Genomic DNA, 26,492 nt, shown 5'->3' on the forward strand with positions numbered 1-26,492 from the left:
CCGTGGGGCGACCCGCGGTTTTTTTTTTCGCCAATTCGCGTAATTGATAGTAAGCTGAGTCAAAACGGCAAACGACTCGCATTTTTCAACAAGGAGGAATCGGCATGGCACAATATTGGTATGACCGCGATCCTGTTTTGCGCGCGTATCACGACAATGAGTGGGGCAAGCCGCACCATGAGGATCAGGGATTGTTTGAATTAATGTCTTTAGAGATTCTGCAAGCTGGGTTAAACTGGCAGTTGGTGCTGAAAAAGCGGGCGGCGTTCAATGCGACTTTCCACCGCTTCGACCCAAGTGCAGTGGCCGTCATGACGGAAGCTGAGCTCGATGCGGCGATGCAAGATCCGGCGCTGATCCGCAATCGGCGAAAATTGAATGCAATCGTCCAAAATGCGCAGGCAACTTTGCGTATCCAACAGGAATTTGGCAGCCTCGACACTTATCTGTGGGGCTTTGTGAATCACCAACCGCTTGTTCATGCGCCGGCGACGCAGGCGGATGTGCCAAGTGCCAGCGATGAATCGCGGGCGTTGGCCAAAGATATGAAACAGCGCGGCTTTTCGTTCATCGGGCCAGTCACCGCCTACAGTTATATGCAGGGGGCAGGGCTGATCGATGACCATCTTCGGGGGGAGGCGCGCGGTAAGGAGTAGGGACATGAAGCATCAACGCGAGCTGGGCATTGGCCTTGCGACATTTGGCTCATTGCTGTGGGGCGTTTCCGGCCCAGCCAGTGAACATATTTTTGGGTATGGGGTATCGGTCTCTTGGCTGATCAGTTCAAAAATGCTGATGGCAGGGGTCGTCACGATGATCTTGGCCCTTTTGATCGATAAACGGCATGTGCTGGATCCGTGGCGGACCAAAAAAGATGCGATTCAGATGATCATTTTCATCATCTTCGGCATGGTCACGATGCAGTACATTTACTTCAAGGCGGTCGAGGTGGCCAATGCGGCGACGGCGACGATCTTGCAGTACCTGGCGCCGGTCTTGATCATGGTGATCATGGCGATCCGGTCCCGGTCATTGCCTAGGCGCATCGATGTGGTCGTCATCGCGATGGCGCTTTTCGGTACGGCACTCGTGGTCACCAAGGGCCACTTTACGCAGCTGGCGATCTCCCCGCGCGCCTTTTTCTGGGGAATCATGGCTGCGTGGGCCGCGGTGGCATACAACATGTTACCGGAAGGCCTGCTGGCGCGGCATTCCCCGCTGACGGTAACGGCCTGGGCGCAATTGCTGGGCGGTATTGGCATGACGGTCTACCATCCGTTTTGGGTCGGGATTCCGCACATGCCGGCGGATGGCTGGTGGAGCTACGCGTTCATCGTGGTATTCGGGACGATCGTGGCGTATCTGGTGTATTTGGCCAGCCTGCAATATATTTCCGCCGAGGCGGCCAGCTTGCTCGACGCGTTTGAGCCACTTGGGGCAACGGTGGTGGCGGTGACGCTGCTGCATTTGCACATGGGCCCGGCTGAGTTGGCAGGCGGGGCGATCATCATTGCGACCGTTTCGCTGATGGTGATCACGACACCAAAAGCGCCGCAACTGAAAGAAAATTAAGCACGCAAAAGGCGTTGCAAAACCGGCTACAAAAGCCCGGCCTTGCGACGCCTTTTCGTCGCGCGATGCGTTTCTTCTATTATATTAGCGTTTCTGGCAATGCGCGTGAACGGTCATCAGATTTGGCAGCCGGACCTGGTGCTGGTCGGCTCGCAGGGCTAAGATATAGCCGTTTTTAACGCGCAACTTGTACGTGATGTGCGATTGGAGCCGCAGCGGGTTGCCTTCTGCATCGACGACTGGCAAAACAGTTTGACGTGCTGGCATGATGCTCGCCTCCTCACGTCTATTATAGCGATTTTTGGTGAGGGTGCGTAGCGGGGCGTTTAGGTATGAGCAGGTAGTTCGGCCCAGACGATTGATAGCGCACTTGGCCATCGAGCGGCTGGGTCGACTTAGCTGCCCACCCTAAAACACCCCGCTCGACACCCTTTGCGGCGCTTATCATAGGCGTGCCGCGCAATAAATGATACAATGAAAATGATTTTGACGCTCAAGGGAGGACGAACCCCATGGATCAATTCGGTATCAGTGACTTAGCAGACTGGCTTGAAGCACACAGCACCGCGCTTTTGGAAAAGAAAGAGGCGATGCCGGTCGACCGCGTTTTTGCCGCTGTCGATCAGCTCGGTGTTTTGCAGCAGCCAGCGGCACACTATCTCAGTGTGCGGCAAGGTCAATATTTTCAAAATGAATCCGATCATAAATTAAACTTGCTGGCGGATGACCAGCCGCTTTCTGCCTTGGAAGACCGCATCATGGTCAACCATGTGGATGGCTCGCTCACGGAAGACACGCTGAACTTCACGTATAACCACGAGCCTGTTTTCGACGGGACCTATTCCCCGAAAAAAGACCTCAACATCGTGAAGTTTGGCCTGGAAGTCGTCGGCGCGGCCGCAAGCACGGGCGATGACGACACGCTGGCCGATGTGCTGTCGCACGACGCCTTGGTGACGTTCATCGTGGCGGCGCAGGCATTTGCGGATTGGCAAAAAGCCTAGTCTGACTGGCGCGGCCCAACCTCATGAATTTGCGCGCGGGTCGGTGCTCAGCTGAGTTGCGGCGCGGCCAGCCAATCTGTGTCGAGCAATTGATGGAGACGTTTGGAGACCGGCACCCACAGTTGGGCTTTCAAGATGGCGCTGATGGCCTGCCAAAATGCAGGGTCGTCGCGCTGTTTTTTGTTCGTCTCGATGAGAATCGCCTGGCCATTTTCCATGTGGCCCGTGATGTTCGGGTAGGAGATCTGATCGAGCTTGGCGGTGTATACATCTTGTTGGTCGCGTAACATAAGCATCATTCCTTTCGACTGTCTCTATCATCGCAGTTGAATGTGGTCGGCGGCCGATGAGTTTGTGATGATTTTGTGAATAGCGCTTACATTTTTATTAAGACAAAGGAGTCGATGAGCCGATATGGCAGATGTGTATCAGATGCAGGAACAGGACCTGCCCGCTTTTTACGCGTTGGCGCGGTATGCCTTCAACAAGCCGCAAAGTCCAGAGCGCGATGCGACCTTCAAAAACTTATTTGCCCATAGCAGCGGCTGGGCGACAGGGGAGCCGCTGAGCTCCGGCCTGCTGGGGACGCATTTTACCGTTGACCTGGCGGGGACTGCCTTCAAGATGAGCGGCGTGGGCTATGTCGCCAGCTATCCGGAAGCCAGCGGCCACGGTGGTATCGGCGCAATCATGCGGCAAGCGTTTGCCGACATGCGGGAAAACGGCGAGACACTGTCCTACCTGGCGCCGTTTTCCGCAACATTCTACCGGCGCTTCGGGTATGAAAATGCGTTCGAACACGCCATTCATTCGATCGCGGCCCGCGACCTACCCAAGGTACCAGTGCGCGAAAGCGAGACGACCGTGACACGGCTGTCTTATGGTGCGGCGATTCCGGCCATGGCCGAGGTATACAGCCGCAACCGCAATGCCACGCGCGGAGGCTTGCGGCGTGAGGACTGGTGGTGGCTGAATGTGGCCAGCCATTATCCGACGCGGCAGGTGGCCGTGGCGGCGTTGGGCGATCATCCGGTCGGCTATGTCGTCTTTGAGAAAATGGGGACGACTTTCCGCGTTCACGAACTGTTTTACGACGACCTGGACGCGCTGTTGGCACTGGGCCGGTTCGTGACCGCGCACCGCAGCGCGTTTTCCCATTTCGAGTATGAGGCAGGGGATGCGGCTGGGTTGCACGACCTGTTGCCGGAGCCTGGCGTGTTGACGACGCAGCTGGTGCCGTTCATGATGGCGCGCATCGTCGACGTGGCGGATTTCTTGCAGCGCTACCCATACCAAGTATCTGACCTCGCGCCAGTCGTGATTGGCATCAAGGATGATTACGTGCCGGAAAATAATGCCAGTTGGGAGTTGGCGATCGATGATGGCCGTGTCCATTTGGCGAAAACTGATCAACAGCCGGCTGTGGTGATGACGGAACAACAGCTCGTCAAAGCCAGTTTCGGCGTTCGCCCGCTGCGCGAGGCGTATCAGCTCGGCTTGGTGGATGGCGATGCATTCGCCGCGGCCAATCTGTCTGACGTGTTCATGCAGAAGCAGGGGCAACTGTACGATTACTTTTAATAGAAGAAAAGCGTCAAGACAAAAAAATCGGGATCTGAGCGGCAGGGGTAGTTGACCCTGCACGTACAGATCCCGATTTTTTGGTGACGCGTTGGCGTGAATGGCAAAGCAAACAGGCCGCCGAGGTCCAAATTTTTCGCCAGCTTGTTTGGTGCTGGTGCGGCGCGGTTCTCCCCCTTCCCCTTGGGTACAGGAAAGAACCCCGTCTCATCACTATTCAATTACCATCGCGCGGTATGTACCCCGGCCGCTGGCTTAGTACTCCGGACTTCCCGACTCACGTGCATTGATGGTAGGAGGCAGCCCATGCTCCCTAATGTCTGATCTAGAACACCATCAATGGTTGCGAGCCGCAAAGGAGCCGGCCGTTCGTCGCTTTTGCCTGGCAGATCAATGACATGCCTGCCGCCAAGTTTGAGCTTCTAAACTTTTAGTAAGTGAAGTATAGATCCGGTTCGCAATTTTTGTCAAGGATGCGCTTACATCTTTTTTGAACTTTTTTCGTGGCCGCGCTGATGGCCCTGTTTTGCCTCGACTCAGTGGCTCAGTCTGCAAGCAGTGGCCGGTAATCCTCAGTCAGGCGGGCTTGCAGTTGTGCTTTTTCCTCGTCAGCCAAAAATGCGGCATCAGCGGCCTGATGGTTGATGCGGGCGAAATCCGCGGCGGTCAAGCCGAAGTGTTCCTGGAACAACGCGTACTCGCGCGTCAACGTGGTATTGGAGACGGTGCGATTGTCGGTGTTGATGGATAGCGACACGCCTGCCTGAGCAAGTGCGGGATATGGAAATTCGGCATAAGAGGCGGCGGCCTTGGTCTGCAGATTAGAGGTCAGGCAGAGCTCAACGGCGACATTTTCGCTGGCAAGTTGCTGGACCATGGCGGGCTCGTCAAACAGTGCGGTGCCGTGGCCAATGCGGGTGGCGCCTGCCGAGATCGCTTGGTAGACGTTTGCCGCGCAGTGACATTCGCCAGCGTGAAAGGTCAGTGGCAAACCGGCTTTTTTGGCGGCCTCACTGGCGATGGTCAACACATCAGGCGGAAAATCCGCTTCGTTCCCAGCGAAGTCTGCCCCTGCCACGCCTTGGCCGCGAAATGGGCCGGCTACCTGAAAAATTGCGGCGGAAAGTTCGGGGCGACTTTGGCGCATGCCGCAGATCAGGGCCTGGGCCTGAATATCAAACGCGGCCATGCCATCTTGAAGGCCGGCAATCACCGCCAAGATCGTGTCGGTGGCAGTCAGACCCTGATCCATCGAAAGCTCCGGGGCGAAGCGGACCTCGATATAGCGCACATTTTCAGCGGCTGCTTGGGCCAAGACGTCATACGCGGCCAGGCGCAACGCTTCTTTTGTCTGCAATAATGGACGCACAAAATCAAAGGGCCGCAGATAATCCATCAGGGTCTTTGCATCGGCGGGCGCCTGGACCAGCTGGCGAAGTGCCTCGTCCGATGAGGGAACGGTGATGGCCGCCATTTGGGCCAATCGCCGCACCAGCGGCAGTGACAGCGACCCATCCAGATGACAATGCAACTCGACTTTTCCCAGTTGGTGCAACGCCTTTTCACTCAACATAATGTCGCCTCCTGTTAGTAGTTTACCATATTCGGATTTGCCCCAACCGCGCGGGTCAATGCGGTACAATACAATTAAGAAGAAAGGCGGCGATTTCATGCGGATGGTCGATCTGATCACCAAGAAACGCGATGGCAAAACACTCACCAAAGAAGAGATCACCTGGCTCATTGGCCAGTATGTGGCAGGGGAAGTTCCGGATTATCAAATGAGCGCTTTTTTGATGGCCACTTATTTTCAGGGGATGACCGACGAGGAGCAGTCCCAGCTCGCGTTTGCGATGCTTGATTCCGGCGACCGCTTGGATCTGTCCAGTATTCCGGGCATCAAGGTCGATAAACATAGCACGGGTGGTGTCGGCGACAAGATCAGCATTCCGCTCACGCCACTCGTGGCGGCGCTGGGCGTATCGGTACCGATGATCTCGGGCCGCGGCTTGGGTCACACAGGCGGGACGCTGGACAAACTGGAGAGTATTCACGGCTTCAAGGTCGACTTGACGGAGAACCAGTTCATCGACCAGGTTCAAGACGTGGGCGCGGCGATCGTCTCGGCCAGCGGGGATCTTGCCCCGGCCGACCGGCGCATTTACGCCCTGCGCGATGTGACCGGCACCGTGGAGTCGATTCCGCTGATTGCCAGTTCGATCATGAGCAAAAAAATCGCCAGTGGCACCAACGCCTTAGTCTTTGATGTCAAAGTTGGGGAAGGGGCCTTCATGAAGACCCGCGCCCAGGCGGAAAAATTGGCCAAGGCCCTGGTGGCGATCGCCAAGGCAGCCGGGGTGGCCAGCGTCGCGCTTTTGACTGCGATGGATCAGCCGCTGGGCGTGACGATCGGCAACAGTCTGGAGATCGCCGAATCCGTGGCAATTATGCGTAACCAAGGGCCGGCCGATGTGCGGCAGCTGACGATCGCGCTGGCCGCTCAGATGCTGGTTCTGGCAGGCAAAACAGACAGTCTAGAAGTTGCGACAAACCTCGCTGAGGACGCGTTGCGTGATGGGCGCGCGCTGCGCAAGTTCAAACAGCTGATCACCGCACAAGGCGGCGATGCCTCGATCGTGGATCAGCCGCAAACACTGCCGCAAGCAAAACTGAAGGTGCCAGTCAAAGCAACAACCAGTGGGTACATCACCGGCATCGACGCCGAGGCATTGGGCACGGCGGTGATGCAACTGGGCGGCGGTCGCGCCAAGCAGGACGATGTGCTGGATCTTGCTGTGGGGCTGGTGCTTCACAAAAAAGTCGGCACGCCCGTCCATGAAGGTGACACGCTGGCAATGGTCCACGCCGACAGCGAGCCTCAGGAAGCGCTGCTTGATGCGGTGCGTCAGGCCTTTGTGATTGGCGAGGCCGCACCGGAAAAGACGCCACTGATTCTGCAGGTCGTGCGGCCGGAAGCGTAAGGCGAGGCTGGAAAGCTTAGGTCAACGGATTGAGCAGACCGAGCTGTTCCACAATCCCGCGGGCCTGCGCCCCCTGTTTCATAGTTGGGCTCCGCCGAGCAGGGGTGGGACATGTAGTCGGCCTGGTCACTAGGTGGCAAGGTGCGCCACCAAGCGCCCAGGCCGAACTACCTGCCCACCCCTAAACGCTCGGCTCCGGCCCGCATGATCGAGGTATCTAGTTGTCTCGTGCACTCGAGGCAAACTAGCTACTCGACCATCCCGCGGGCCTGCGCACCCTTTTTCATAGTTGGGCTCCGCGGGGCAGGTCTGAGGCATCTAGGTCGCCCGTCACTCGGGGCGAAGACCGCCCCAAGCGCCAGGCTAGCCTAGCTGCTCAGACCAAAGCGCCCCGCTCCGCACCCTTCCGCAGTTGGGCTCCGGCCCGCATGGTCGAGGTATCTAGTTGTCTCGTGCACTCGAGGCGAAGACCGCCTCAAGCACCCGAGCCAAACTAGCTACTCGACCATCCCGCGGGCCTGCGCACCCTTCAGTTCAATTCCCGCTATTTATTTTTACTGAGGTCAAATCCCTTTTTATGGCGCAAGCGTGTATCATTAAGTTGAACGCTTGCGCCATTTTTGTCTGGTCAACCGCTTTCATTCTTTTCGCGCAAGTGAGATGACTTCCCGGCTCGCAGAAAGCCTGGGAGAAGGAGGAAAAGGGTATGCTATTTGCGATAGATGTGCTTGATCTGGCACGCTTCCAGTTCGCCATGACCACTGTCTTTCACTTCTTTTTCGTCCCGTTCTCGATCGGCATGGCCTTGGTCACCGCGATCATGGAGACCTTGTTCGTGTTCAAAAAAGACGAGATGTACAAGAAGATGGCCAAGTTCTGGGGCAAGATCTTCCTACTTAGTTTTGCGGTCGGCGTCGTCACAGGGATCATCCAGGAATTTCAATTTGGAATGAACTGGTCTGATTATTCGCGCTTCATGGGCGATATCTTCGGGGCCCCTCTGGCGATTGAGGCGCTGCTGGCATTTTTCCTGGAATCGACGTTCATCGGGTTGTGGATGTTCACCTGGGATCGATTTAAGCCGGCGCTTCATGCGGTGATGATCTGGTTGGTGTGGCTCGGGACAACGCTGTCGGCGATCTGGATTCTCGCGGCCAACGCGTTCATGCAGCATCCCACTGGGTTTGCCATCAATTCGGAGACCGGCCGGGTGAAGCTGGTCGATTTTATGGCGGTGATCACCAATCCGCAGCTGTGGGTCGAGTTCCCGCATGTGATCTTTGGCGCGTTCACCACGGCCGGATTTGCGGTCGCGGGGATGGCCGCCTGGCAGTTATGGAAAAAACGTGACGCGGTGTTTTACACGAAGTCGCTGCGCATTGGGCTGTGGGTCGGCCTGGTCGCCGTTGTCGCGGCGATGGGGATGGGCGATCTGCAGACGCGCTTCATCATCAAGGATCAGCCGATGAAGTTTGCGGCGACGGAAGGCATCTACAAGGATACCGGTGACCCGGCGGCGTGGAGTCTGGTCGAGTTGATCGATACGGAAGATCACACCACCAAGGCCGACATCGAGGTGCCGTATTTGCTGAGTATTCTCTCCTATCACAAGCTTCATGGCTCGGTGAAGGGGATGGACACGGTGAATAAGGAGCTCGAGGCAAAATACGGCAAGGATAAGAATTATTATGTCCCGGTCAAGACGCTGTTTTGGTCCTTCCGTGTGATGGCAGGCGGCGGGATGCTGCTGGCGCTGGTCGCCGTGCTCGGCCTGTTTTTCTCGCGAGCCAAAAATAATTCGCTGGCGCGCAAACGCTGGCTCCTGGTCACGCTTGGGCTGACGCTGTGGCTGCCGTTCATCATTAATACATGTGGCTGGCTGATCACGGAGCTTGGCCGGTATCCATGGACGGTCTATGGGCTGTACACGATCGCCGATTCGATCTCGCCAACGACCACGGCGGGCCAGCTGTGGTTCACCGACATCACGTACTTCCTGATCTTCAGCCTGCTTGGCGGGGTGATGATCTATTACTGCCGGCGGGTCCTGTTCCACGGGCCGGATGCCGATCTTGACACGAATTACGGCGTGTCGGCGGATCCTTTTGCAAAGGAGGCGTTCGTCAAATGAGCGGATTACAATTATTATGGTTCATCCTGCTGGCTGTTTTATTCATCGGCTTTTTCTTCCTGGAGGGCTTTGACTTCGGCGTCGGTATGGCCACGCGGGTCCTTGCACGCGATGAAAATGAGCGCACGCAACTGGTGGCGACGATCGGGCCGCACTGGGATGGCAACGAGGTGTGGCTGATCACGGCTGGCGGGGCGATGTTCGCCTCGTATCCGCTGTGGTACGCGAGCCTGTTTTCCGGCTTTTACATCCTCTTTTTCCTAGTGTTGTTGGGCTTGATCGTCCGCGGGGTGTCGTTTGAATTTGCCGCGCATGCGGAAACCCCGCGCGGCCGCAGTATCTGGCGCTGGGCGCTGTTTATCGGCAGTGTGGTGCCGCCGTTTGTGCTGGGCATGATCTTCACGGCGATCATGCAGCCGCTGCCGATCGCCAATGACAACGGGGCCTACAACGTGTATGCGACGTTTGGCGACCAGGTCAACTTGTTGACGGTGGTCGGCGGCGTGGCGGTGACCCTGCTGTGCCTGATGCACGGACTGAATTTTATTCGGCTGAAAACGACTGGGCCGCTTCGTGACCGCGCGCGCCGGCTGAATGCGAAACTCGCGTGGGTGCTGTATGCCGGCGAGGCGGTGTTTGCGGTGTTGGTCTTCGTCTTCACAGACTTTTTCCAAAAACGGCCGGTGTCCACGAGCTTGATCGTAATTCTGATCGTCTGCGCTGCGGTGGTCATGCATGTCGGGGCCTTGAAAAATAAGGAGCTCCTGTCGTTCATCGGCAGCGGGCTCAGTTTGGCGCTGGTGGTCGGATTGATCTTCAATGGGCTGTTCCCGCGGGTACTGATTGGCGTGGATCCGGCGAATTCGCTCCTGCTCAAAAACGCATCGGCCAGTCCGCTCACCCTGTCGATCATGACCGGGGTGACCTGTGTGCTGCTGCCGATCGCGCTGGCTTACTTCATCTGGGCGTATGTCGTGTTCCATAAACGCATCGCACCGCTCAATTCATAGGAGGCGTCGCATGATCGATAAACGCTTGATGCGTTTGCCGGGAATGCGCGCGGTGATGATGATGCTTGCCGGGCTGACGCTCGTGCAAGCATTTGTCATTTTAGGGCAAGGCCACTTTTTGGCACTTGGCATCGTGCATTCTTGGCAGTTGAAAACACTGGCTGGGCTGTGGCCTTTGATCGGCTGGTTTGCGGCGGCGTATGCGCTGCGGCAGGGGCTGACCTGGCTGAAAAATCGGCTGGCGGGTCATTTTGCGGCGAAGACGGCCGGCCAGTTGCAGGAAGACTTGATGGCGCATTTGTTCGCGCTTGGCCCGCGGGCGGTGGCGGATGCGGGCACCGGCAATGTGGTCACCATGGCGCTGGATGGCATTCCCGAAACGCAAAATTATATAGAGCTGATCTTGATCAAGATCTTGAATATGATGATTATTCCAATCGTGCTTTTAGTGTACATCTGGGTGCAACATCCCGTGGCGGGCATTGCGCTACTGCTCATGTTTCCTGTGATTATTTTATTCATGATCATCCTCGGTTACGCCGCGCGCGACAAGTCCGAGACTCAATACGCCGGCTTTCAGCAGATGAGCAACCACTTCATCGATTCGCTGCGCGGGCTGAAGACCCTGCAGCTGATGGGCATTTCCCGGCAATATGCCGATAACGTCTATCAGGTCTCCGAAAGTTATCGCAAGCAGACCATGGGCGTTTTGAAGATCGCGATGCTGTCGAGTTTTGCGATGGACTTTTTTGCGACGCTGTCGATCGCGGTGATCGCGGTGTTCATGGGGGTCGACTTGCTGGCCGGCAAGCTTGCCTTGTACCCAGCAATGGTCGCGTTGATCCTGGCGCCGGAATACTTCATGCCGATTCGCGAATTCGGCAGTGACTACCACGCGACCCTGAATGGGAAAAATGCATTGACGGCGATCTTAGCGGTGCTCGCGGCGCCGCTGCCGACGCAAACGGATGCCCTAACAGCGCTGCCGGCATGGACAAGCACGAGCACCATTTCCGCGCAGGACCTGTCGTTTCAGTATTCGGGCAAACGTGCAGGGGTCACGCGCGCGACCTTCCGTTTTCAAGGGTTTGAGAAAGTGGCCATCATCGGCGCAAGCGGGGCGGGCAAATCCACTTTGTTGAATCTGCTGGGCGGTTTTTTGCAGCCTGGCAACGCAGACTCTGACCAAGTGAATGGCGAGGACGCGACCGCTATGCCGTTTGCCATCAACGGCCAACCCTTGCCGCATTTGGCGCAGGAGAACTGGCAGGCCCATCTTTCGTATATCCCGCAAGATCCATATATTTTTGCGGCGTCGATCGCGGCTAACATCCGCTTTTATCGGCCGGATGCCGATGATGAAGCGGTGCAGCAGGCGGCCGATGCGGCGGGGATCCTCACGTGGATCCAGACGCTGCCGACCGGTTTTGCGACGCGTATCGGCGAAGGCGGCAGGGGAATCTCTGGCGGCCAGGCGCAGCGCATTGCCCTGGCCCGCACGCTGCTTGATACGGACCGCTCGATCTGGCTGTTCGATGAGCCGACCGCGCATCTGGATATCGAGACTGAGGCCGCGCTCAAAGATACCATGGTGCCGCTATTTGCCGGCCACTTGGTGATCTTCGCGACGCACCGCTTGCACTGGCTGAATCAGATGGACTGGGTGCTCGTGATGCAGGCGGGGCAGGTGGTCGCACAAGGCCGGCCTGCCGACTTGGCGCAAACGTCTGACGCGTATCACCAATTGGTCCATGAAATGCGAGGTGACTTCGATGCATTGGCTGAAAAATGATCACTGGGTCAAGCCAGATCTCAAGCGCTATCGCTGGCTCCTGTTTTGGTCCCTGGCGCTGGGCATTTTAACGTTCATGGCCGCCGGGGCGTTGATGTTCACGTCGGGCTACCTGATCGACTTTTCCGCGCGGATGCCGTTGTTTGCGGCGATCTATGTGCCGGTGGTGCTGACGCGGGCGTTTGGCATCGGGCGGCCTGTGTTTCAATATCTGGAGCGCCTGACCAGCCATAATTGGGTGCTCAAGGTGACGAGCCACATGCGGCGAAAATTGTACCAGGTGCTGGAAGGGGATGCCGCCTTCTTGCAAGCGCATCATCAAACCGGGGACCTGTTGAGTCTGCTGGCGGATGATATTGGCCACATCCAGAATCTGTATCTGCGCACCGTTTTTCCCGCGGTCGTCGCCGGGGGTCTGACGCTGATTGCGACGCTGCTCTTGGGCTGGTTCGACTGGCTGTTTGCCCTCTGGATCGCGCTCCTTCTGTTGGTGCAGATTCTCTTGTTGCCGTGGTGGAGCCTGCTGGTGGAAAAACGGCGCAAGTCCGCTCAAAAACGGCTCAATCAGGAAGCCTATGTCGCACTGACGGACAGCGTGATGGGCCTGAGCGACTGGGTGATCACGCATCGGCAGGCGGCTTTTGTCGACGGGGCGGTTGCCAAACCCCGACAGCTGGCAGCCTCGATGCAGCGCTCAAAGCAATTCCAGTGGGTGCGTGACCTGATCGGCGAACTATTTTTCGGCCTGATCGCGGTGTCGTTTCTGGTGTGGACCAGCAAGTATTGGACCGGCGGAAAGCTCATTGCCGATTGGGTCGGCAGTTTCGTGCTCGTGGTCTTTCCGCTGAACCAGGCTTTTTCCGGGGTCGCGCAAGGCGTCAGTGAGTGGCCGACGTCGCGCGATTCCCTGGCGCACTTGAACGCGTTGACGCCGGTCACCCGACCGCTGCCACAGCAGCTCCCGGCTCCGACTGAGGTGGGGACGCTGACGCTGGCGCATCTGAATTTTCGCTATGACCAGGACAGTGAGCCCCTGATCACGGATCTCTCGTTGACCATCCACCGCGGGGAAAAATTGGCGATTCTGGGTCCCAGTGGGATGGGTAAGACGACCTTGCTGCAACTGGTCCTCGGCGATCTCACGCCCACCCATGGCCAGGTCGCGCTCGACGGGGTCAATGTGCTGGCTTATCAGGATCAGCGCAGCTCGTTGTTTGCGGTGCTCGACCAAAGCCCTTTTCTATTTAATACCTCGATCTTAAACAACATTCGGCTCGGCAATGAGCAGGCCAGCGACGAAGACGTGGCGGCGGCATTGCAGGCCGTTCAGCTGACCGACCTGATCGCCCGGCTGCCGCAAGGGGTCAACACGCCGATGGCCGAAAGCGGCTTTGATTTTTCCGGCGGCGAGCGGCAGCGCATGGCCTTGGCCAGAATCCTGCTGCAGGACGCGCCAATCGTGCTGCTGGACGAACCCACGGTCGGCCTCGATCCGCTGACTGAACAGGCACTGCTTGAGACGATGTTTACGGTGCTGCAGGATAAAACAGTGCTGTGGGTGACACATCATTTGCAGGGCGTTTCGCGCTGTGATCAGGTGATCTTCCTTGAAGATGGCGCGCTGACGATGACCGGCGCGCCGCGTGAGCTTGCGGCCACCAATGCACGTTACCGGCGGCTGTATGCGCTGGATGCAGGGGAAGCCTAGCAAACACAAACAAAAGCCAGCCCCGAGTCGCTTGCGATGTGCAACGCTTGGGGCTGACTTATTTTGGCTTATTGGGCAATGGCCTATTGCTGGCGTGCGAGCAGGCCCTGGGTCAAAACCAGGAGCTCGTGCTTGGCGGCTGTGTCTGGGAAAATGGTGAGGGCGGCCAATGCTTTTTGCGTATACCGAGCGGCGAGCTCAGCGGCTTGCGGCACGCCGGTCTCAATGATGCGTGCCGCGGCCTGGGTTCGCGCCTGGGCATCTGTCTGAGCCTGAACCAACAGGGGCAATAGGCTCGGGTCGGCTTGCAGCGCATAAATCGCGGGCAAGGTCGCCACGCCATTTTGCAAGTCCTCGCGCTTGGGTTTTTGCAGGCGGTCGTCGCCAGTCAGATCCAGCAGGTCATCCGTCATTTGAAAGGCCATGCCCAGCAGGCGGCCATAGCGTTTTGCGGCTTGCTGTTCGGCGCGTGTGGCCCCAGAAAGCAGGGCGCCTTCGTAGCAGGCCAAGGCGAACAGGGCCGCGGTCTTGCCACTGATCTGACGCAAATAGCGGTGGACGGTTGGCATCCTGAGCGGTTCAGGCGGTTGCGCATTTTGGTCAAGCTCGCCAAGGAAAATGCGGTGCATGCTACGGGCATTCACGCCCACTGTTCGAACGTCGGGTGCGGCCTGGGCCAGGAGTTCAAAGTAAACGGAAAACAGCAGGTCGCCGGCATAGATCGCGTTGCGGTCGCCCACGGTTGGCTGCAGGGTGGCCTGGCCTCGGCGCGTGGCGGCCCCGTCCAGCACATCATCGTGAATCAAGGTGGCCAGGTGCAGCGCCTCGATCGCGGCCGCAGCCGTGACCAACTCGGGATTGTCAGCATCATGGAAACGCGCTAGCATGAACATAAGGCCGCTGCGCAACATTTTTCCACCAGCGGCGATCTGGGTCTGAACGATCGTTTCGACCGCCGGCACACGCAAATGCGCCCGCGCGGCAAGCAGGCGCTGGGCGGCTTCAAGATGCGGGGCAATGTCTGGGTAACGGGACCAAAGACGATGAATCATCAGACTGAACCTCTTTCGTAGGAATTGGGTAACGGCGCGGGCAAGGTGAGGGAGGAACCAACGTGACACCAAGACTCTTTTTTGAGCTTGTCGAGATCAAGGCAAAAACCGCCTCGGTCTTTCCTTTTTTGATGGGCACCCTTTATGCATGGTATCATTATCGCATGTTACACCTGCCTGAGTTGGTGATTTTTTTCATTGCGATGCTTCTTTTCAACATGGCGGTCGATGCAAACGACAACTATCAAGATTATAAGCGTTCTCAGCGCACGCAGGCCCATCAGTTTCGGGAAAAGACAAATATTATCGGGACCAATCATCTGGACCCCGGGCGCATCTTGGCGCTGATCATCGGCATGATGACCGTGTCGGCGGCGCTGGGGCTGTGGATGGTTAGCCGGACGGGGTGGCCGTTGTTATGGCTGGGACTGTTCAGCTTTGCGGTGGGCTACTTCTACGCCGGCGGGCCGCGACCGATCTCGACGACCCCGCTGGGCGAATTTTTCTCCGGCTTCACGATGGGGTTTGTCATCTTCTTGATCGCCGTGTACGTCAACGTGTTTTCAGTGGCGGCCTTCGACTGGGCGCTGATCGGCCGTGTCTTTTTAGCCAGCGGACTGGCGCAAGGGGCGATCGCGGCCTTGATGCTCGCAAACAACATTTGCGATGAGGTCGAGGACCGGGAGCTGCAGCGCCGCACGATCGTCTTTTATCTGGGCAAGCAAAACAGTCTGCGCTTTTTCACCTTGCTGTATGTGGGCGGCTTTGCGATGTTGACGGTGGCCAGTGTGCTGGGCCTCTTGCCACGGCTGACGCTGTTGGCGCTGCTGACCGTGCCGCTGGTCTGGCGCAATATCGCGCGTTTTTGGCAAAAGCAGGTCAAAAAAGAGACCTTCATTCTGGCTGTTAAAAATCTGTTTCTTACGACGCTTGCACAGGTGCTCGCCATGGCCTTGGGCGTTTGGGTCAATATCTAAGGAGAAAAATGATGGCACTTCATCCTCGTAATATCACGATTCGCCGCTTTGCCAAACGTGACCTCGGCGCGTTTGCACAGTGGGTGCGCCCGCAGATCACCGGCGCGACGCTGAATCTGGCGCTGATCACCGACACGCATGACCGCACCCAGTTCAGCCGGACGTTTTACGGGCCGAACGGGTTTTGGCATGTGCAGGAGCAGCACTGGCTTGCCGGCGAGCTGCCGATCGATTGGCGCGTGCATCTCGGTGATCTGGTCGATGGCTCCGAGCCGTCTTTTCTCACCCTGTGGCGCTTAAAGAATATCATGAATGACTACAAGGCGGATAGTTTGCCGTTTGTGATCGCGAAGGGCAACCATGATGATAATGATAAATACGCGGAAAAGAACCGCCGTTTTTCCGGCAGCTTCCATCCGTGGGTCTTCAACGAGAATGTCTTTTTGCCGATGAAGGCGCAAGTGGGCGGGCCGTTCGTGTCCCTGCATGGTCTATCCGTGTTCGATCAGGGCACACTGCGGGTGATCACCCTCAACACTAGCGATATTCCGGTGCGCTGGGTCGGCGGGCGGAAAAATTATGACCTGAAGAAGACGCTGGGCGTCACGGCCGGGCAGTTGCAGGAGCTCGCCGATGCGCTGGCAGGGGCGGGGAGCCGCAATGTGCTGATCATGGCGCATGCGCCGGCGATGACCCGTAGCGGCAAGGTCGGGCTGCGCTTCAACGCCCGGCAGCTGCATGAGTTGCTGCGGGCCTACAACGAAAAATTGAGCGGCCGTTTGAACTGCGGGAGTGATCCGGATTTTGGCGGGCAGGTGCGGTTTGATTTTGCCGAGACTAGCGGCCAGGTGATCGCGTATCTTGCCGGTCACTGGCACACCGAAGAGGATTTTGCCGTCAACGGCATTCATTACAGTCTGCAAAATGTGTCGGCGTTGATGGGCCGTAACCACGCGTTGACGACGCGCTTTAACCGCCGCCAGAACCGGGTGATCGCCACGCCAAGCGAGTACGCTGGGTATGTGGTCAGCATCGATGATCAAGCGCGACTGCTCAGTATTTTTGGCTATGGGGCGGCCGCGAAAACACGGCGCTTCCGGTATTGAGGGGGCGCGTTCGACGCGGAGCCTGTGTGGGCGGTTGGCTTTGAGGATTGCGTTGGGCTGGAAAAAGATTGACCTGGTCAACCAAAAAAATAACGTGTAAGCGCTTGCTAAAACGGTGGGTGCCTGCTATACTAAAGTCAGAGTTAAGGAAGCAATACTCGGTAAGAACCACAGCAAGCGCGTGAATTCTCGACAGTCGTTCAACACGGTACCACATGACCCGAGGATGGTTCTCACGCAGTAGCCAACGGTACGATCTTGGCCCGCGGCTCCTCAAAGCTAAGCACCATTTAACGCCTGCTGAGAAGTAGCCGCGATGGTCGGGCGTAGTGTAAGCGCCTCGTTCCAAGAATGTTGCTCATGCATCAGTTACAAGATCTGGGGTTACAGATCCACGTCAGTAGCTCTGAGTACAAAGTTCTAGTTTCAAAGCTCCGAGTTCCAAGAAACAAGTGCCATAACCGTTTCATCTAACCAAATTGGAGGTGTGAGTCTAATAACAAGGCTCATTGATCCAAGCGCAACGGCAGAACGTCATTAGATGGCTAAATAGGGTGGCGCAACCGGTCCACCAAACAACGCGAAGTTATCTCGCAACATCAACTGCAACGTCCGCCCACGCGTAAAAGTGAATATAGAGGTGTCGTCGAATCACATTATCAATGATTTTATCAGCGCCGAGCGCATCCTTAACTTAGGGCCTAACTTGCTAAGTACGCAAGTTGGGTCTGTTTTTTTGCCGTCTGACTCAGGCGGCGCCACTCGCCGCGCGGAGCTGGCCAGCCAAAGCGGGTTGGGCCGGTCGGGGCGCAAGTGATCGTCTCGTAGTTTTGTCATCGATGATTGGGGGAATCGGAGATGAATCGACGTCTTTTTCAAGTGTTTATGGCGTGGTTGCTTGTGAGCAGCTGGCCGCTGGCGGGGATGCAGCCTGTCAGCGCGGCGGCCGGCGCTCCTGTCAGTGGGGCGGTGTTGCCCCAAGCGGCTGTCACAGCGCCCATCGTGAATGAAAGTGTGATCGGGAAGGATACCCGCACGGTGGTCGCCAATACGACGCAATTTCCGTATCGGGCAATCGCGTTTTTGAAAGTGTATTTTCCAAAATTAGGTGGCGGGATGTATGTGCAAGGAACGGGTACGTTGATCGGCGCGGAGACCGTCCTGACAGCCGGACATGTCCTGTATGATGCCCGCTATGGCGGCTGGGCCCAGCGCGTCGAGGTGATTCCCGGCTACGACCGCGGCAAGGCCCCTTATGGCATTGCACGAAGTAGCCGGCTGTTCGTGCCGGCCGCTTATGTGACAAATCCAAATGATGGGGCCAGCGATTATGGCCTCGTCAAATTGACGACGCAGATTGGGAACCAGACGGGGACGCTGACATTTGGTACCGGCGCGTCCGTGGGTCAGCGCGTCACCTTGGCCGGCTATTCGCAGGATCTGAAAGGTCAGCTGGGAGTCGCCACGGGGCCGATCGCCTCGATGTGGTCGCCGACGCTGGCGCAATATCAGTTGCCGACCAGCCCTAGTGCCAGTGGGAGCGGTCTTTTTACGGCGCAAAATCGCGTGGTGATCGTCCACACGTCCGCCGGGGTCGGCTATAACCAAGGGGTAGTTATCACGGCCGCCGTTTACAAGGCCCTGGTGGCTTGGCGCAACACGTTGGCAAGTACCGCCGTGGGGAAGACCGGCGTCGCAACCAAAGCTGGCTGGACCATTTGGCAGGACCTGAAATTTTCAAAGAAGGTGCGTGTCACAACGCTCGGTTTGCGCGTTCGGCTGGTCAGCCAGACGCTTCACCCAAATGGGGCGACGTATTATCGCCTTAATACCGCCGCCGGGCAATTTCTCGGCTATGTCAACGCTGGCGCGATACGGGTGGTCACGCCGACCACGATCGCGCGGACCATGGTGGTGGTCAGCCGCAACGCGTCTCGCTGGCAGAATCTGTTTTATACCAAAGCGCTGGGGTCTACGGCGAGTTATTATGGGCGCACCGTTTATGTGGCCACGCGGTACAACAATGGTGTGGCCAAGTATTACTCGGTGTACACCAAACGCGGCGGCACCTGGTTGGGCTATCTCAATACGGTCGCGCTACGGGGATGAGGAGGCGCGCCTTTTGTGAAAGTGTCTTGAAAATGTAACCGATTTCATCAAACCGTAAAATTTGTTACGCAACATTTGCACAGAGAACGCCGTCTCATCAAGCCGGCGAAACAAATGTTCGGTAGTCAATTTTCACCTGCCTCGTTTATACTGTGGGCACCAAATAGGAAAGGGGGTGAGGCAGTGGATCAAAGGCAACTCGAATTAGTGCAACGCGCCGTTTCTGACTCGGATGCATTCAGCGAATTGTTCGAGCAATACAAGCCGATGGTGCTCGGAGTGCTTAAGGGGTATCGCTTGCAGGGGATGACGCAAGAGGACTGGTTGCAGGAGGCACGCATCGCGATGCTCAAAGCCGCTCGCCATTTTAACGGGCGCGCGGGCTCGCAGTTTGGCCCGTTTTACAAACTCGTCTTGGTGTCGGACATTCGCTCGCAGCTCCGGTATTATTTTGCCCAAAAGCGCAAGGCGGATGCCAATGCGGTGCTGATCGGGGACACGCCGGCGCTTGATGTGATCACAGCGCGCCCGACGCCAAGGCAGATCGAGGACCGGATGCTGATCAGGGTCACAATGAACGGCTTCTTGCTGACACTGAATGAAGCTGAGGTGCGCGCATTACTCGACGCAATCTCCGTGCGCGATGCGAAAAAAGATCGTGTACTGCGCCGGACGCGCGAGAAACTGAGCAACTATCTGCAAGAAGATGGGCCGCCGTGACTGATTCGGTGGGACACAAAAAGGGGAAGCATGTCGCCTCCCCTTACATAATCAATTTTGGCGGTTCAACAGCTGCTGGGTCAGTTGCACCAAGGTGTCTTTTGCGGCGCCGGCGGGCAATTTTGCGAGGCCGGCCAGTGCCTTGTCGGTATAGGTCTGCGCCATGGCCTGCGCCTTTGCCACCCCGTCATGGGCGGACATTAATGTGGCAATCTGACGCATGTCCTCAGGCTGCATCGTCTGCTTTTTCGAAAGAAGCGGTCGAAATGCGGCGCGGTCGTCGTTCATGGCGAGAATCAGCGGGGCGGAGTAGACCCCCTGCTTGATGTCCTCGTGCACCGGTTTGCCAAAACTGGTGGCGTCGCTGGTGTAATCGAGGATGTCGTCGCGTAGCTGGAAGGCAATGCCGATGTTTAGGCCGATCGTCTCGGCGCGTTTCGCGAAGGCTAGGCTATTGCCGCCTTCATAGGCCCCGATGAAGCAACTCAAGGCAAAAAGTTGCCCAGTTTTGCCCGAGACCTGATGTAAGTATTGATCGATCGTGATGTCGTAGTTATAGCGTGTGGCCATTTGTGCGAGCTCACCGTTGAGGATGCGCTCCATGCTGGTGCCATCCTTTTGGACACTGCGCAGCGAGCTGGCGTATTGGGCCAGCAGTTTGAAACACACGACAAACAGATAATCACCTGCGTAAACTGCGACGTCGGGGCCGAATTGGGCCGCGACCGTTTTTTGATTCCGGCGGGTCGCGGCGCGGTCGATGATATCGTCATGCACCAACGTTGCCGTGTGTAAGGTCTCAACGGCAGCCGCCAGCGCGATCATTTTCTCGCGATCCGTCTCCTTGAACTGGGAAAAAAGCAGGCAGTAGGCGGGCCGCAATAGCTTGCCGCCTGCATTGATCATTTGGAGCAATGCCTCTTTCACCGGCACGCTGTCGGGGGCGATCTTGGTCTCGATCAGGTCGAGCGTTGCGACCAATTCCGGTGCCAGGGTTGGATAGTCCGCCCACATTGGGTGAATCTGCATGACTAAGTCTCCTTCTTCTTGCGACGGCCGCGATCAAAACGCAGCCGCTGCAGTGTGTCGACATGTTCGAATAAAAAGTTTGCGGCAACGCCGACTGCCAGCCCAGCGAGGATGCCCATAAAGGAAAGCACTGGCAGATAAAGCATGACCGTCCAGCTCTGAGCGATCCAACTGGCCACAGTCAGCTGCCCGACGTTGTGCAAGATCCCGCCGGCCGTGGAGATGCCGATCATGCTGACGCGTTTTGGCCCGAGCTGTTTGATCAGGAGCATTCCGCACCAACTCAGCAGGGCCCCAGCGCCGCTGTATAAAAAGGTCGAGAGCGTGCCGCCAAGTAGCGTGGTCAAGACCAGGCGAAGCACCATCAGTAAAAAACTGTCCGGGACCGACATGGTAAACAGCGAGACGATCGTGATCAGATTGGCGAGGCCCAGTTTTGCCCCAGGCGCAAACGCAAACGGAAACGGAATCATGCGCTCGAGCAGGCCGATGATGACGCCTTGCGCGCACAGCAGGGCGATGTAGATCACCTGCCTGGTGCGTTCGGGCCGATACTCACGTGTCATTCTGTCACCATCCCGCCTGTGTTGTTGCCGCTGCTGGCCGTGGTGCTCTTGATCTCGATCAGCAGTTTATGCGGCAAGCAGACGATGGTTTGACCCGGGCGACTGATCTGCCCCTCGCGCACGCAGACCTGGTCCTTGCAGTTGGCCTCTTTGATCGCGATCTTCGAGCCGGTCGCGACGATCTCGTTCCATTCGTCGCCATCGTTGTAGCGAAAACGCGTCGTGCCCTTGTGGCCGGTGAGCTTTAGCCGGTAGACTTCTTTGCCGTCATGCGTGACCACGGCGGTGTAAACGGCGGGTTCTGTGCGGGTCGCTTTTTCCTGCGCCTGCTGCCGGGCAAACACAACATAGGGAATAAATGCGGCAAGCATGAGGGCGACGACAATGATCACGTCGAAGGGGCGGATCATGTGCAAATATTTTCGAATGCCACGGTCCATCCTGCGTCCCTCCTTTTTTGCCAATGAAAAAGTCCTGAGGCCAGTCTACCTCAGGACCTTTCTAGCGGGCAAGGGGCATCGAGGCCACTTGCTTGCTGGCAGCTGACTTACTTCATGACCGAGCTGCCATAAAGTGCTTTAGGTTTCCCATACCGCCACTTGCCAAAGACCTTCTGCAGGTAAGGCACGACCCATTTGTCGAGCCCGAAGCTGCGGCCTGAACCGTTCATGACGGCGATGGCCATTGGGATCATCCAAATGTTGACCCAGTAGAACATCCCACTCAGGCAGAAGATCGCGGTGAAGGCAACGGACACGGCACCGCTCAGCCAGGTGAAGAGGCCGGCGACAAGTGCCAAGCCGATCAGCACTTCGATGACCGTCATCGACTTTTGCATGAAGAAGGCGACTTGTTGGTTTGGAATCAGTGTCTTGGTGATGCTGTACATCCAGTTTGGCATTTGATCAAAAACCATCATCGGATCCTTGCCATATTGATAGGAAAGGGAGAAGACAGCCTTGGCCGCTTCCTTGGTGGCATCCGCCGCTGCGCCAGACGCCGCGCTTGTGGCATCAGCACCGGCTGCGGACGCACCACTGGTTGCCGCTGGCTGGAGCCAGGAAAATGGCAAGCGCAGTTTATCAACGAACCAGGATTCGCTGGAGCTGAAGATCTTCGGCCAGCAATCCACCAACCACATCAGACCCAAGAAGATCCGTGCGGGCACTGCCCACAGCACATTGCCTTGACGGGAAATGTGGCCACGCATCAGGTTGCGATCGTTGCGGGTACGGAAGAATTCGTGCATGAAGTATTGGAACAGATAGTAGCCAGAGAAGATCTGGATGAAGTAAAGCATGTTGACAAGATGCTTCATCAACATCGCGAAGAACCCGGACAGATGCAGCCAGCCCATGATGTTGGCCACGCCGTAACGGGAGCCGAGGGAGACCATGAAGCCGGAGTAGGATGCTTTGTAATCCGTGTCACCGGCTTGGCCAGCCATCTTCTTTTCGATGTTGGTCAACGCGGTCTGGGCACTGGCTTCGGCGCCTTGAACGATCTGAGGTTCGCCGCGATCGGAATTGCCAGCGAAGAAGGAAACGTCACCGACAACATAGACGTTCGGGTCGTCTTGGCTCTCCATGTGAGAGTTGACCACGATCCGGCCGGCGCGGCCCTGAGTCAGGCCAAAATTCTTGGCTTGGTCGGTGGCCTTGACGCCAGCGGTCCAGATCAAAGTCGAAGTCGGGAAGGTCGAGCCGTCTTTGAGATCAACATAGTCTTCATGAACGCCGATCACGCCGGTATTCTTCATGACCTTGATGCCGCGCTTGATCATGTAGCGTTCGGCCTTATCAGCATCGCTGCGGTCGAGCATGTTCATGATCGTTGGGGCCATTTCCATCAAAGAGAAGGTGATCTCTTCGGGGTCGATCTTATTTTCCTTGGCCAGCACATCGCGCCAATCGCGAAGCTCGCCAATCGTTTCGGTCCCGGTGAACCCGGAGCCAACGACAACGATGGAAAGCAGAGCCTTGCGCTTGTCGGGATCTTGTTCGACCGCCCCGCGGCGAACAACATCTTCGATATGCGCCTTGAGCTGAATGGCCTGTTCCCAGGAACCCAATGTGAAGCCGTTCTCTTTGACCCCAGGGGTGCCAAAATCATTTGGCTCCGAGCCGATGCCGAGCATCACATAGTCGTAGGGATAAGCACCGTGTTTGGTCTTGACGACCTTATTTTCGCGATCAATGTTGGTGACCGTGTCGGTGACCAAGTTGACGTTCTTACGGCGGCAGAAGAGACGCTGCAGATCGTATTGAATCGCATCTTCAGGTGTTCGATCGGCTGCAATCTCATGTAGCTCGGTCATATAGGTGAAATACGAGTGACGGTCGATCAAGGTGATGGTGACATCTTGGTCTCGCTTAAAATGTTTTGCGAGTCGCTTCGTTGCGTAAACGCCGGCAAACCCCGCGCCGACAACAACGATATTTTTTTGCGCCATGGATACACACTCCTTAGTGTAGATGATGCCAGATAATGGCTGATTGCATGACAAATTATACCCTCTAATTGCGTTCATTGTCCACGCCTTCACGAGGATTGATACCGTTTTCTGTGAAATTGATGTAAGCGTGTCAAAAGCGCGCGCTTATCGCAACCGCAAACGGTGCCATAAAAATGAGAAAGCGCTCATAATCGAATGGTCATTGTTGCTTTTTGCACATGCTGTGAGTACACTTGGTTTGTGTGAAATGTAACACAAGGGGCAACAAGTGTTGCAAAAAAGGCGCAAAGGGGAAAACACCATGAAGTTAAGTAAAGTATTCGCGACTGTCTCCGTACTCGCAGTGTCTGTTTTGACATTGTCCGCATGTGGGAGCAGCTCATCCAGTGACTCGAGCTCCAAAGCAAGTAGCTCGAAAGTTGAAAAGTCCTCGTCAAGCAAGACCGAGGAATCCTCAGAAGCCAAGCAGACTGCTGGCGGGGCGCTGAAGGACGGAACATACAAGCTTGAAGAAGCTGACTTCTCTCACGGCTATAAAGTGGAGATGTCGATCACTGTCGCAGACGGCAAGATCTCTGATTCGACCTATGACTATGTCGACAAAGATGGCAAGTCCAAGCAAGACGATGCCGACTACGAAAAGCAGATGAAGAAAGTCAACAACGTCGGCCCGAAGGAATACATTCCTGAACTCAAGGAATCCCTCGACAAGAATGGCACGAATGTTGGCGCCATCGACGTTGTTTCCGGTGCGACCGATTCATCCTTGACCTTCAAGAACTATGTCCAGCAACTGATCCAGGCTGCCCAAGCAGGGAGCACGGACACGATCAAGATCGACAACACCGCGAAGATGAAAGACGGCACCTACACGCTTGAGGAAAAGAACTATTCTCACGGCTACCGTGTCCACTTTGAGATTGTGGTTGCTGGCGGAAAGATCACCGAAAGCAAGTACGACAACATCGACAAGGATGGCAAGTCCAAGACCGATGATGCGGCTTACGAAAAGCAAATGAAGAAGGTCAACAACGTCGGTCCTAAGGAATACACCAAGGCCCTCAACGAATCCTTGGTCAAGAACCAGGAACCAGCCAAGGTCGAAGTTGTTTCCGGTGCGACGAGCTCCTCTGACTCCTTCATCCTTTATGCACAGCAGTTGATCAACGCTGCTCAGGCTGGCAACACCAACACGATCGAGATCGACAACATCGTTTACGGCGAATAACAGTCGAAACGCGCAACTCATAGTTTGACGAAGCAGGGACAAAACCTCGGTTTTGTCCCTGTTCCTATGTCTAGGGAAAAAATGATGCGGCGAACGGGGCCTGTTGGGCGACGGGCTAGCCTACCTGATCGACCATAAACGTGCACCTTCGCACCCTTTGCAGTTGGGCTACGGTGCGCATGGTCGAGACAGCTAGGTACGCCCGTCACTCGGGGCTAAGAGCGCCCCAAGCGCCAGGCTAGCCTAGCCGCTCGACCATAAACGCGCACCTTCGCACCCTTTTCTTTTTGGTCAAACGCCGGTATATTTAAATCGATAACACGCGTGGGAGGCGCACTCGAGTGAAAAAAAGATGGCTCAAACAAGCAGCACTGGCGCTTATCGCGCTAGTCATTTTACCGCTGGCGGCCTGCAACCAGGCAAAACCGGCGACCAAGGCACCGGAGTTGGTGAAGACCCCGTATCAGGATACCCAGTTTCTGATGGGGACCGTGGTGACCTTACGCATTTATGACAAAGGCAAACAGCCCGTTCTTGAAAAAGCGTTCGATCGCATCAAGGAACTCGCCGATGCGATCACCGTCAACCAAAAGGGCTCGCAGGTCGATGCGGTCAACGCCGCAGCCGGCAAGCACGCGGTGAAAGTCGATCAGGACGTTTTTGACCTGATCACTTACGCCAAATCGTACAGTGAACAGTCCAACGGGAGCTTTGACCTCGCAATCGGCCCAATCACCAGCCTGTGGCACATTGGGTTTGCCGATGCCAAGAAGCCGACACAAAGCGAGATCGACGCCCGCCTGCCGCTGGTGCACTACCAGGATGTGACCCTGAACGCCGCAAAGCGCACGGTCTATCTGCAAAAAAAGGGGATGGCGATCGACCTGGGCGGCATCGCCAAGGGCTACATCACCGATCAAGTGGTCAAGGTCCTCAAGAAAAATGGGGTGACCACCGCGATTGTTGACCTCGGCGGCAATATTTATGTGCTCGGCCACAGTCCCAAAGCAAAAGACGCAGATTGGACGGTCGGCATTCAAGATCCCAAGCAGACTCGAGGCAGCTCGCTTGGCACGATTCCGGCCAGCAACAAGACCATCGTCACTTCGGGCATCTACGAACGGTATCTGAAGGTCGACGGCAAGATCTACATGCATTTGATGAACCCCAAGACCGGTTATCCGTTCGACAACAACTTGATGGGCGTGTCGATCATCACCAAGCACTCCGTCGACGGGGATGCGCTCTCGACGGCCACATTCGACAAGGGGCTCAAGGATGGCTTGGCCTTCATTGAAAAACGCAAGGACACCGAGGCAATTTTCATCACCAAAGACAAAAAAGTTTATATCAGTAGCGGCCTGAAAAAGACGTTCAAGCTGATCACAGGCCTTGGCTACACGATGGGCAATTGATCGGCTGTCATTTTTCTGACGCACATAATATAGAAGAAAATCATTTGTCGGCTTGG

23 protein-coding genes are annotated in these 26,492 nt (G+C 56.6%); 15 read left to right on the plus strand and 8 right to left on the minus strand.

Features of this window, described 5'->3' with window-relative positions; genetic code table 11:
• Positions 1-104: 104 nt before the first annotated feature.
• A complete protein-coding gene (locus tag EKM95_RS07325) occupies positions 105-656 on the plus strand; it encodes a DNA-3-methyladenine glycosylase I (protein ID WP_125697195.1) in 552 nt (183 codons plus the stop codon).
• A 4-nt stretch (positions 657-660) separates the two neighbouring features.
• Complete coding sequence (locus EKM95_RS07330) at positions 661-1,572, plus strand: DMT family transporter (RefSeq protein WP_125697196.1); 912 nt, start codon at positions 661-663, stop codon at positions 1,570-1,572.
• 84 nt (positions 1,573-1,656) lie between these two features.
• On the opposite strand, the gene EKM95_RS07335 is transcribed toward EKM95_RS07330, so the two are convergent.
• Positions 1,657-1,839: a hypothetical protein gene (locus EKM95_RS07335; RefSeq protein WP_125697197.1), complete on the minus strand. Its 183-nt coding sequence runs from the start codon at positions 1,837-1,839 to the stop codon at positions 1,657-1,659.
• A gap of 245 nt (positions 1,840-2,084) precedes the next feature.
• Between EKM95_RS07335 and EKM95_RS07340 the strand changes: the two genes are divergently transcribed.
• Entirely contained in the window at positions 2,085-2,576 is a 492-nt protein-coding gene (locus EKM95_RS07340) for a hypothetical protein (RefSeq protein ID WP_125697198.1), read from the plus strand.
• A 47-nt stretch (positions 2,577-2,623) separates the two neighbouring features.
• Here the strand turns inward: EKM95_RS07340 and EKM95_RS07345 are convergent, their stop codons facing one another.
• Positions 2,624-2,866: a hypothetical protein gene (locus tag EKM95_RS07345; protein ID WP_125697199.1), complete on the minus strand. Its 243-nt coding sequence runs from the start codon at positions 2,864-2,866 to the stop codon at positions 2,624-2,626.
• Between the two features lie 124 nt (positions 2,867-2,990).
• On the opposite strand from EKM95_RS07345, the gene EKM95_RS07350 reads away from it, so the two are divergent.
• Positions 2,991-4,157 (plus strand): GNAT family N-acetyltransferase, encoded by a 1,167-nt coding sequence (locus EKM95_RS07350; protein ID WP_125697200.1) that lies wholly within the window; start codon positions 2,991-2,993, stop codon positions 4,155-4,157.
• A gap of 544 nt (positions 4,158-4,701) precedes the next feature.
• On the opposite strand, the gene add is transcribed toward EKM95_RS07350, so the two are convergent.
• A complete protein-coding gene (add, locus tag EKM95_RS07355) occupies positions 4,702-5,730 on the minus strand; it encodes an adenosine deaminase (protein WP_125697201.1) in 1,029 nt (342 codons plus the stop codon).
• A gap of 97 nt (positions 5,731-5,827) precedes the next feature.
• Between add and EKM95_RS07360 the strand changes: the two genes are divergently transcribed.
• From EKM95_RS07360 to cydC, 5 genes are all read left to right on the plus strand, one after another.
• Positions 5,828-7,138 carry a pyrimidine-nucleoside phosphorylase gene (locus tag EKM95_RS07360; protein ID WP_125697202.1) on the plus strand — a complete coding sequence of 437 codons (1,311 nt, stop codon included), beginning with the start codon at positions 5,828-5,830 and terminating at the stop codon, positions 7,136-7,138.
• 706 nt (positions 7,139-7,844) lie between these two features.
• Positions 7,845-9,269 (plus strand): cytochrome ubiquinol oxidase subunit I, encoded by a 1,425-nt coding sequence (locus EKM95_RS07365; protein WP_125697203.1) that lies wholly within the window; start codon positions 7,845-7,847, stop codon positions 9,267-9,269.
• Entirely contained in the window at positions 9,266-10,279 is a 1,014-nt protein-coding gene (cydB, locus tag EKM95_RS07370; RefSeq protein ID WP_125697204.1) for a cytochrome d ubiquinol oxidase subunit II, read from the plus strand. Before EKM95_RS07365 ends, cydB begins: the two co-directional genes overlap by 4 nt.
• Before the next feature lie 10 nt (positions 10,280-10,289).
• Positions 10,290-12,071, plus strand: a complete 1,782-nt coding sequence (cydD, locus tag EKM95_RS07375; RefSeq protein WP_125697205.1) for a thiol reductant ABC exporter subunit CydD — start codon at positions 10,290-10,292, stop codon at positions 12,069-12,071.
• Positions 12,052-13,779 (plus strand): thiol reductant ABC exporter subunit CydC, encoded by a 1,728-nt coding sequence (cydC, locus tag EKM95_RS07380; protein ID WP_125697206.1) that lies wholly within the window; start codon positions 12,052-12,054, stop codon positions 13,777-13,779. Before cydD ends, cydC begins: the two co-directional genes overlap by 20 nt.
• A gap of 83 nt (positions 13,780-13,862) precedes the next feature.
• Here cydC and EKM95_RS07385 read toward each other — a convergent pair whose 3' ends face one another.
• On the minus strand, positions 13,863-14,831 hold the full coding sequence (locus EKM95_RS07385) for a polyprenyl synthetase family protein (RefSeq protein ID WP_125697207.1): 969 nt from the start codon (positions 14,829-14,831) through the stop codon (positions 13,863-13,865).
• 62 nt (positions 14,832-14,893) lie between these two features.
• Between EKM95_RS07385 and EKM95_RS07390 the strand changes: the two genes are divergently transcribed.
• The 4 genes from EKM95_RS07390 (at position 14,894) to EKM95_RS07405 (ending at position 19,743) form a co-directional block, all read left to right on the plus strand.
• Entirely contained in the window at positions 14,894-15,808 is a 915-nt protein-coding gene (locus EKM95_RS07390; RefSeq protein WP_125697208.1) for a 1,4-dihydroxy-2-naphthoate polyprenyltransferase, read from the plus strand.
• Between the two features lie 11 nt (positions 15,809-15,819).
• Complete coding sequence (locus tag EKM95_RS07395; protein WP_164510121.1) at positions 15,820-16,914, plus strand: metallophosphoesterase family protein; 1,095 nt, start codon at positions 15,820-15,822, stop codon at positions 16,912-16,914.
• A gap of 858 nt (positions 16,915-17,772) precedes the next feature.
• Complete coding sequence (locus tag EKM95_RS07400) at positions 17,773-19,023, plus strand: trypsin-like serine peptidase (RefSeq protein WP_125697209.1); 1,251 nt, start codon at positions 17,773-17,775, stop codon at positions 19,021-19,023.
• A gap of 183 nt (positions 19,024-19,206) precedes the next feature.
• Complete coding sequence (locus EKM95_RS07405) at positions 19,207-19,743, plus strand: sigma factor (protein WP_164510122.1); 537 nt, start codon at positions 19,207-19,209, stop codon at positions 19,741-19,743.
• Positions 19,744-19,794: 51 nt separating this feature from the next.
• Here EKM95_RS07405 and EKM95_RS07410 read toward each other — a convergent pair whose 3' ends face one another.
• From EKM95_RS07410 to EKM95_RS07425, 4 genes are all read right to left on the minus strand, one after another.
• A complete protein-coding gene (locus EKM95_RS07410; protein WP_125697211.1) occupies positions 19,795-20,772 on the minus strand; it encodes a polyprenyl synthetase family protein in 978 nt (325 codons plus the stop codon).
• Between the two features lie 2 nt (positions 20,773-20,774).
• Entirely contained in the window at positions 20,775-21,338 is a 564-nt protein-coding gene (locus EKM95_RS07415) for a Gx transporter family protein (protein ID WP_125697212.1), read from the minus strand.
• Positions 21,335-21,778: a NusG domain II-containing protein gene (locus tag EKM95_RS07420; RefSeq protein ID WP_125697213.1), complete on the minus strand. Its 444-nt coding sequence runs from the start codon at positions 21,776-21,778 to the stop codon at positions 21,335-21,337. The genes EKM95_RS07415 and EKM95_RS07420 overlap by 4 nt, the downstream gene beginning before the upstream one ends.
• A 107-nt stretch (positions 21,779-21,885) precedes the next feature.
• Complete coding sequence (locus EKM95_RS07425; protein WP_125697214.1) at positions 21,886-23,790, minus strand: NAD(P)/FAD-dependent oxidoreductase; 1,905 nt, start codon at positions 23,788-23,790, stop codon at positions 21,886-21,888.
• Between the two features lie 304 nt (positions 23,791-24,094).
• Here EKM95_RS07425 and pplA point away from each other — a divergent pair, with 304 nt between their 5' ends.
• Positions 24,095-25,021 carry an extracellular electron transfer flavoprotein PplA gene (gene pplA, locus EKM95_RS07430; protein ID WP_125697215.1) on the plus strand — a complete coding sequence of 309 codons (927 nt, stop codon included), beginning with the start codon at positions 24,095-24,097 and terminating at the stop codon, positions 25,019-25,021.
• 401 nt (positions 25,022-25,422) lie between these two features.
• On the plus strand, positions 25,423-26,436 hold the full coding sequence (locus tag EKM95_RS07435) for an FAD:protein FMN transferase (RefSeq protein WP_379897148.1): 1,014 nt from the start codon (positions 25,423-25,425) through the stop codon (positions 26,434-26,436).
• The last annotated feature ends 56 nt before the right edge of the window (positions 26,437-26,492 follow it).

Source organism: Lacticaseibacillus yichunensis (assembly GCF_003946405.1).
Lineage (GTDB): Bacteria > Bacillota > Bacilli > Lactobacillales > Lactobacillaceae > Lacticaseibacillus > Lacticaseibacillus yichunensis.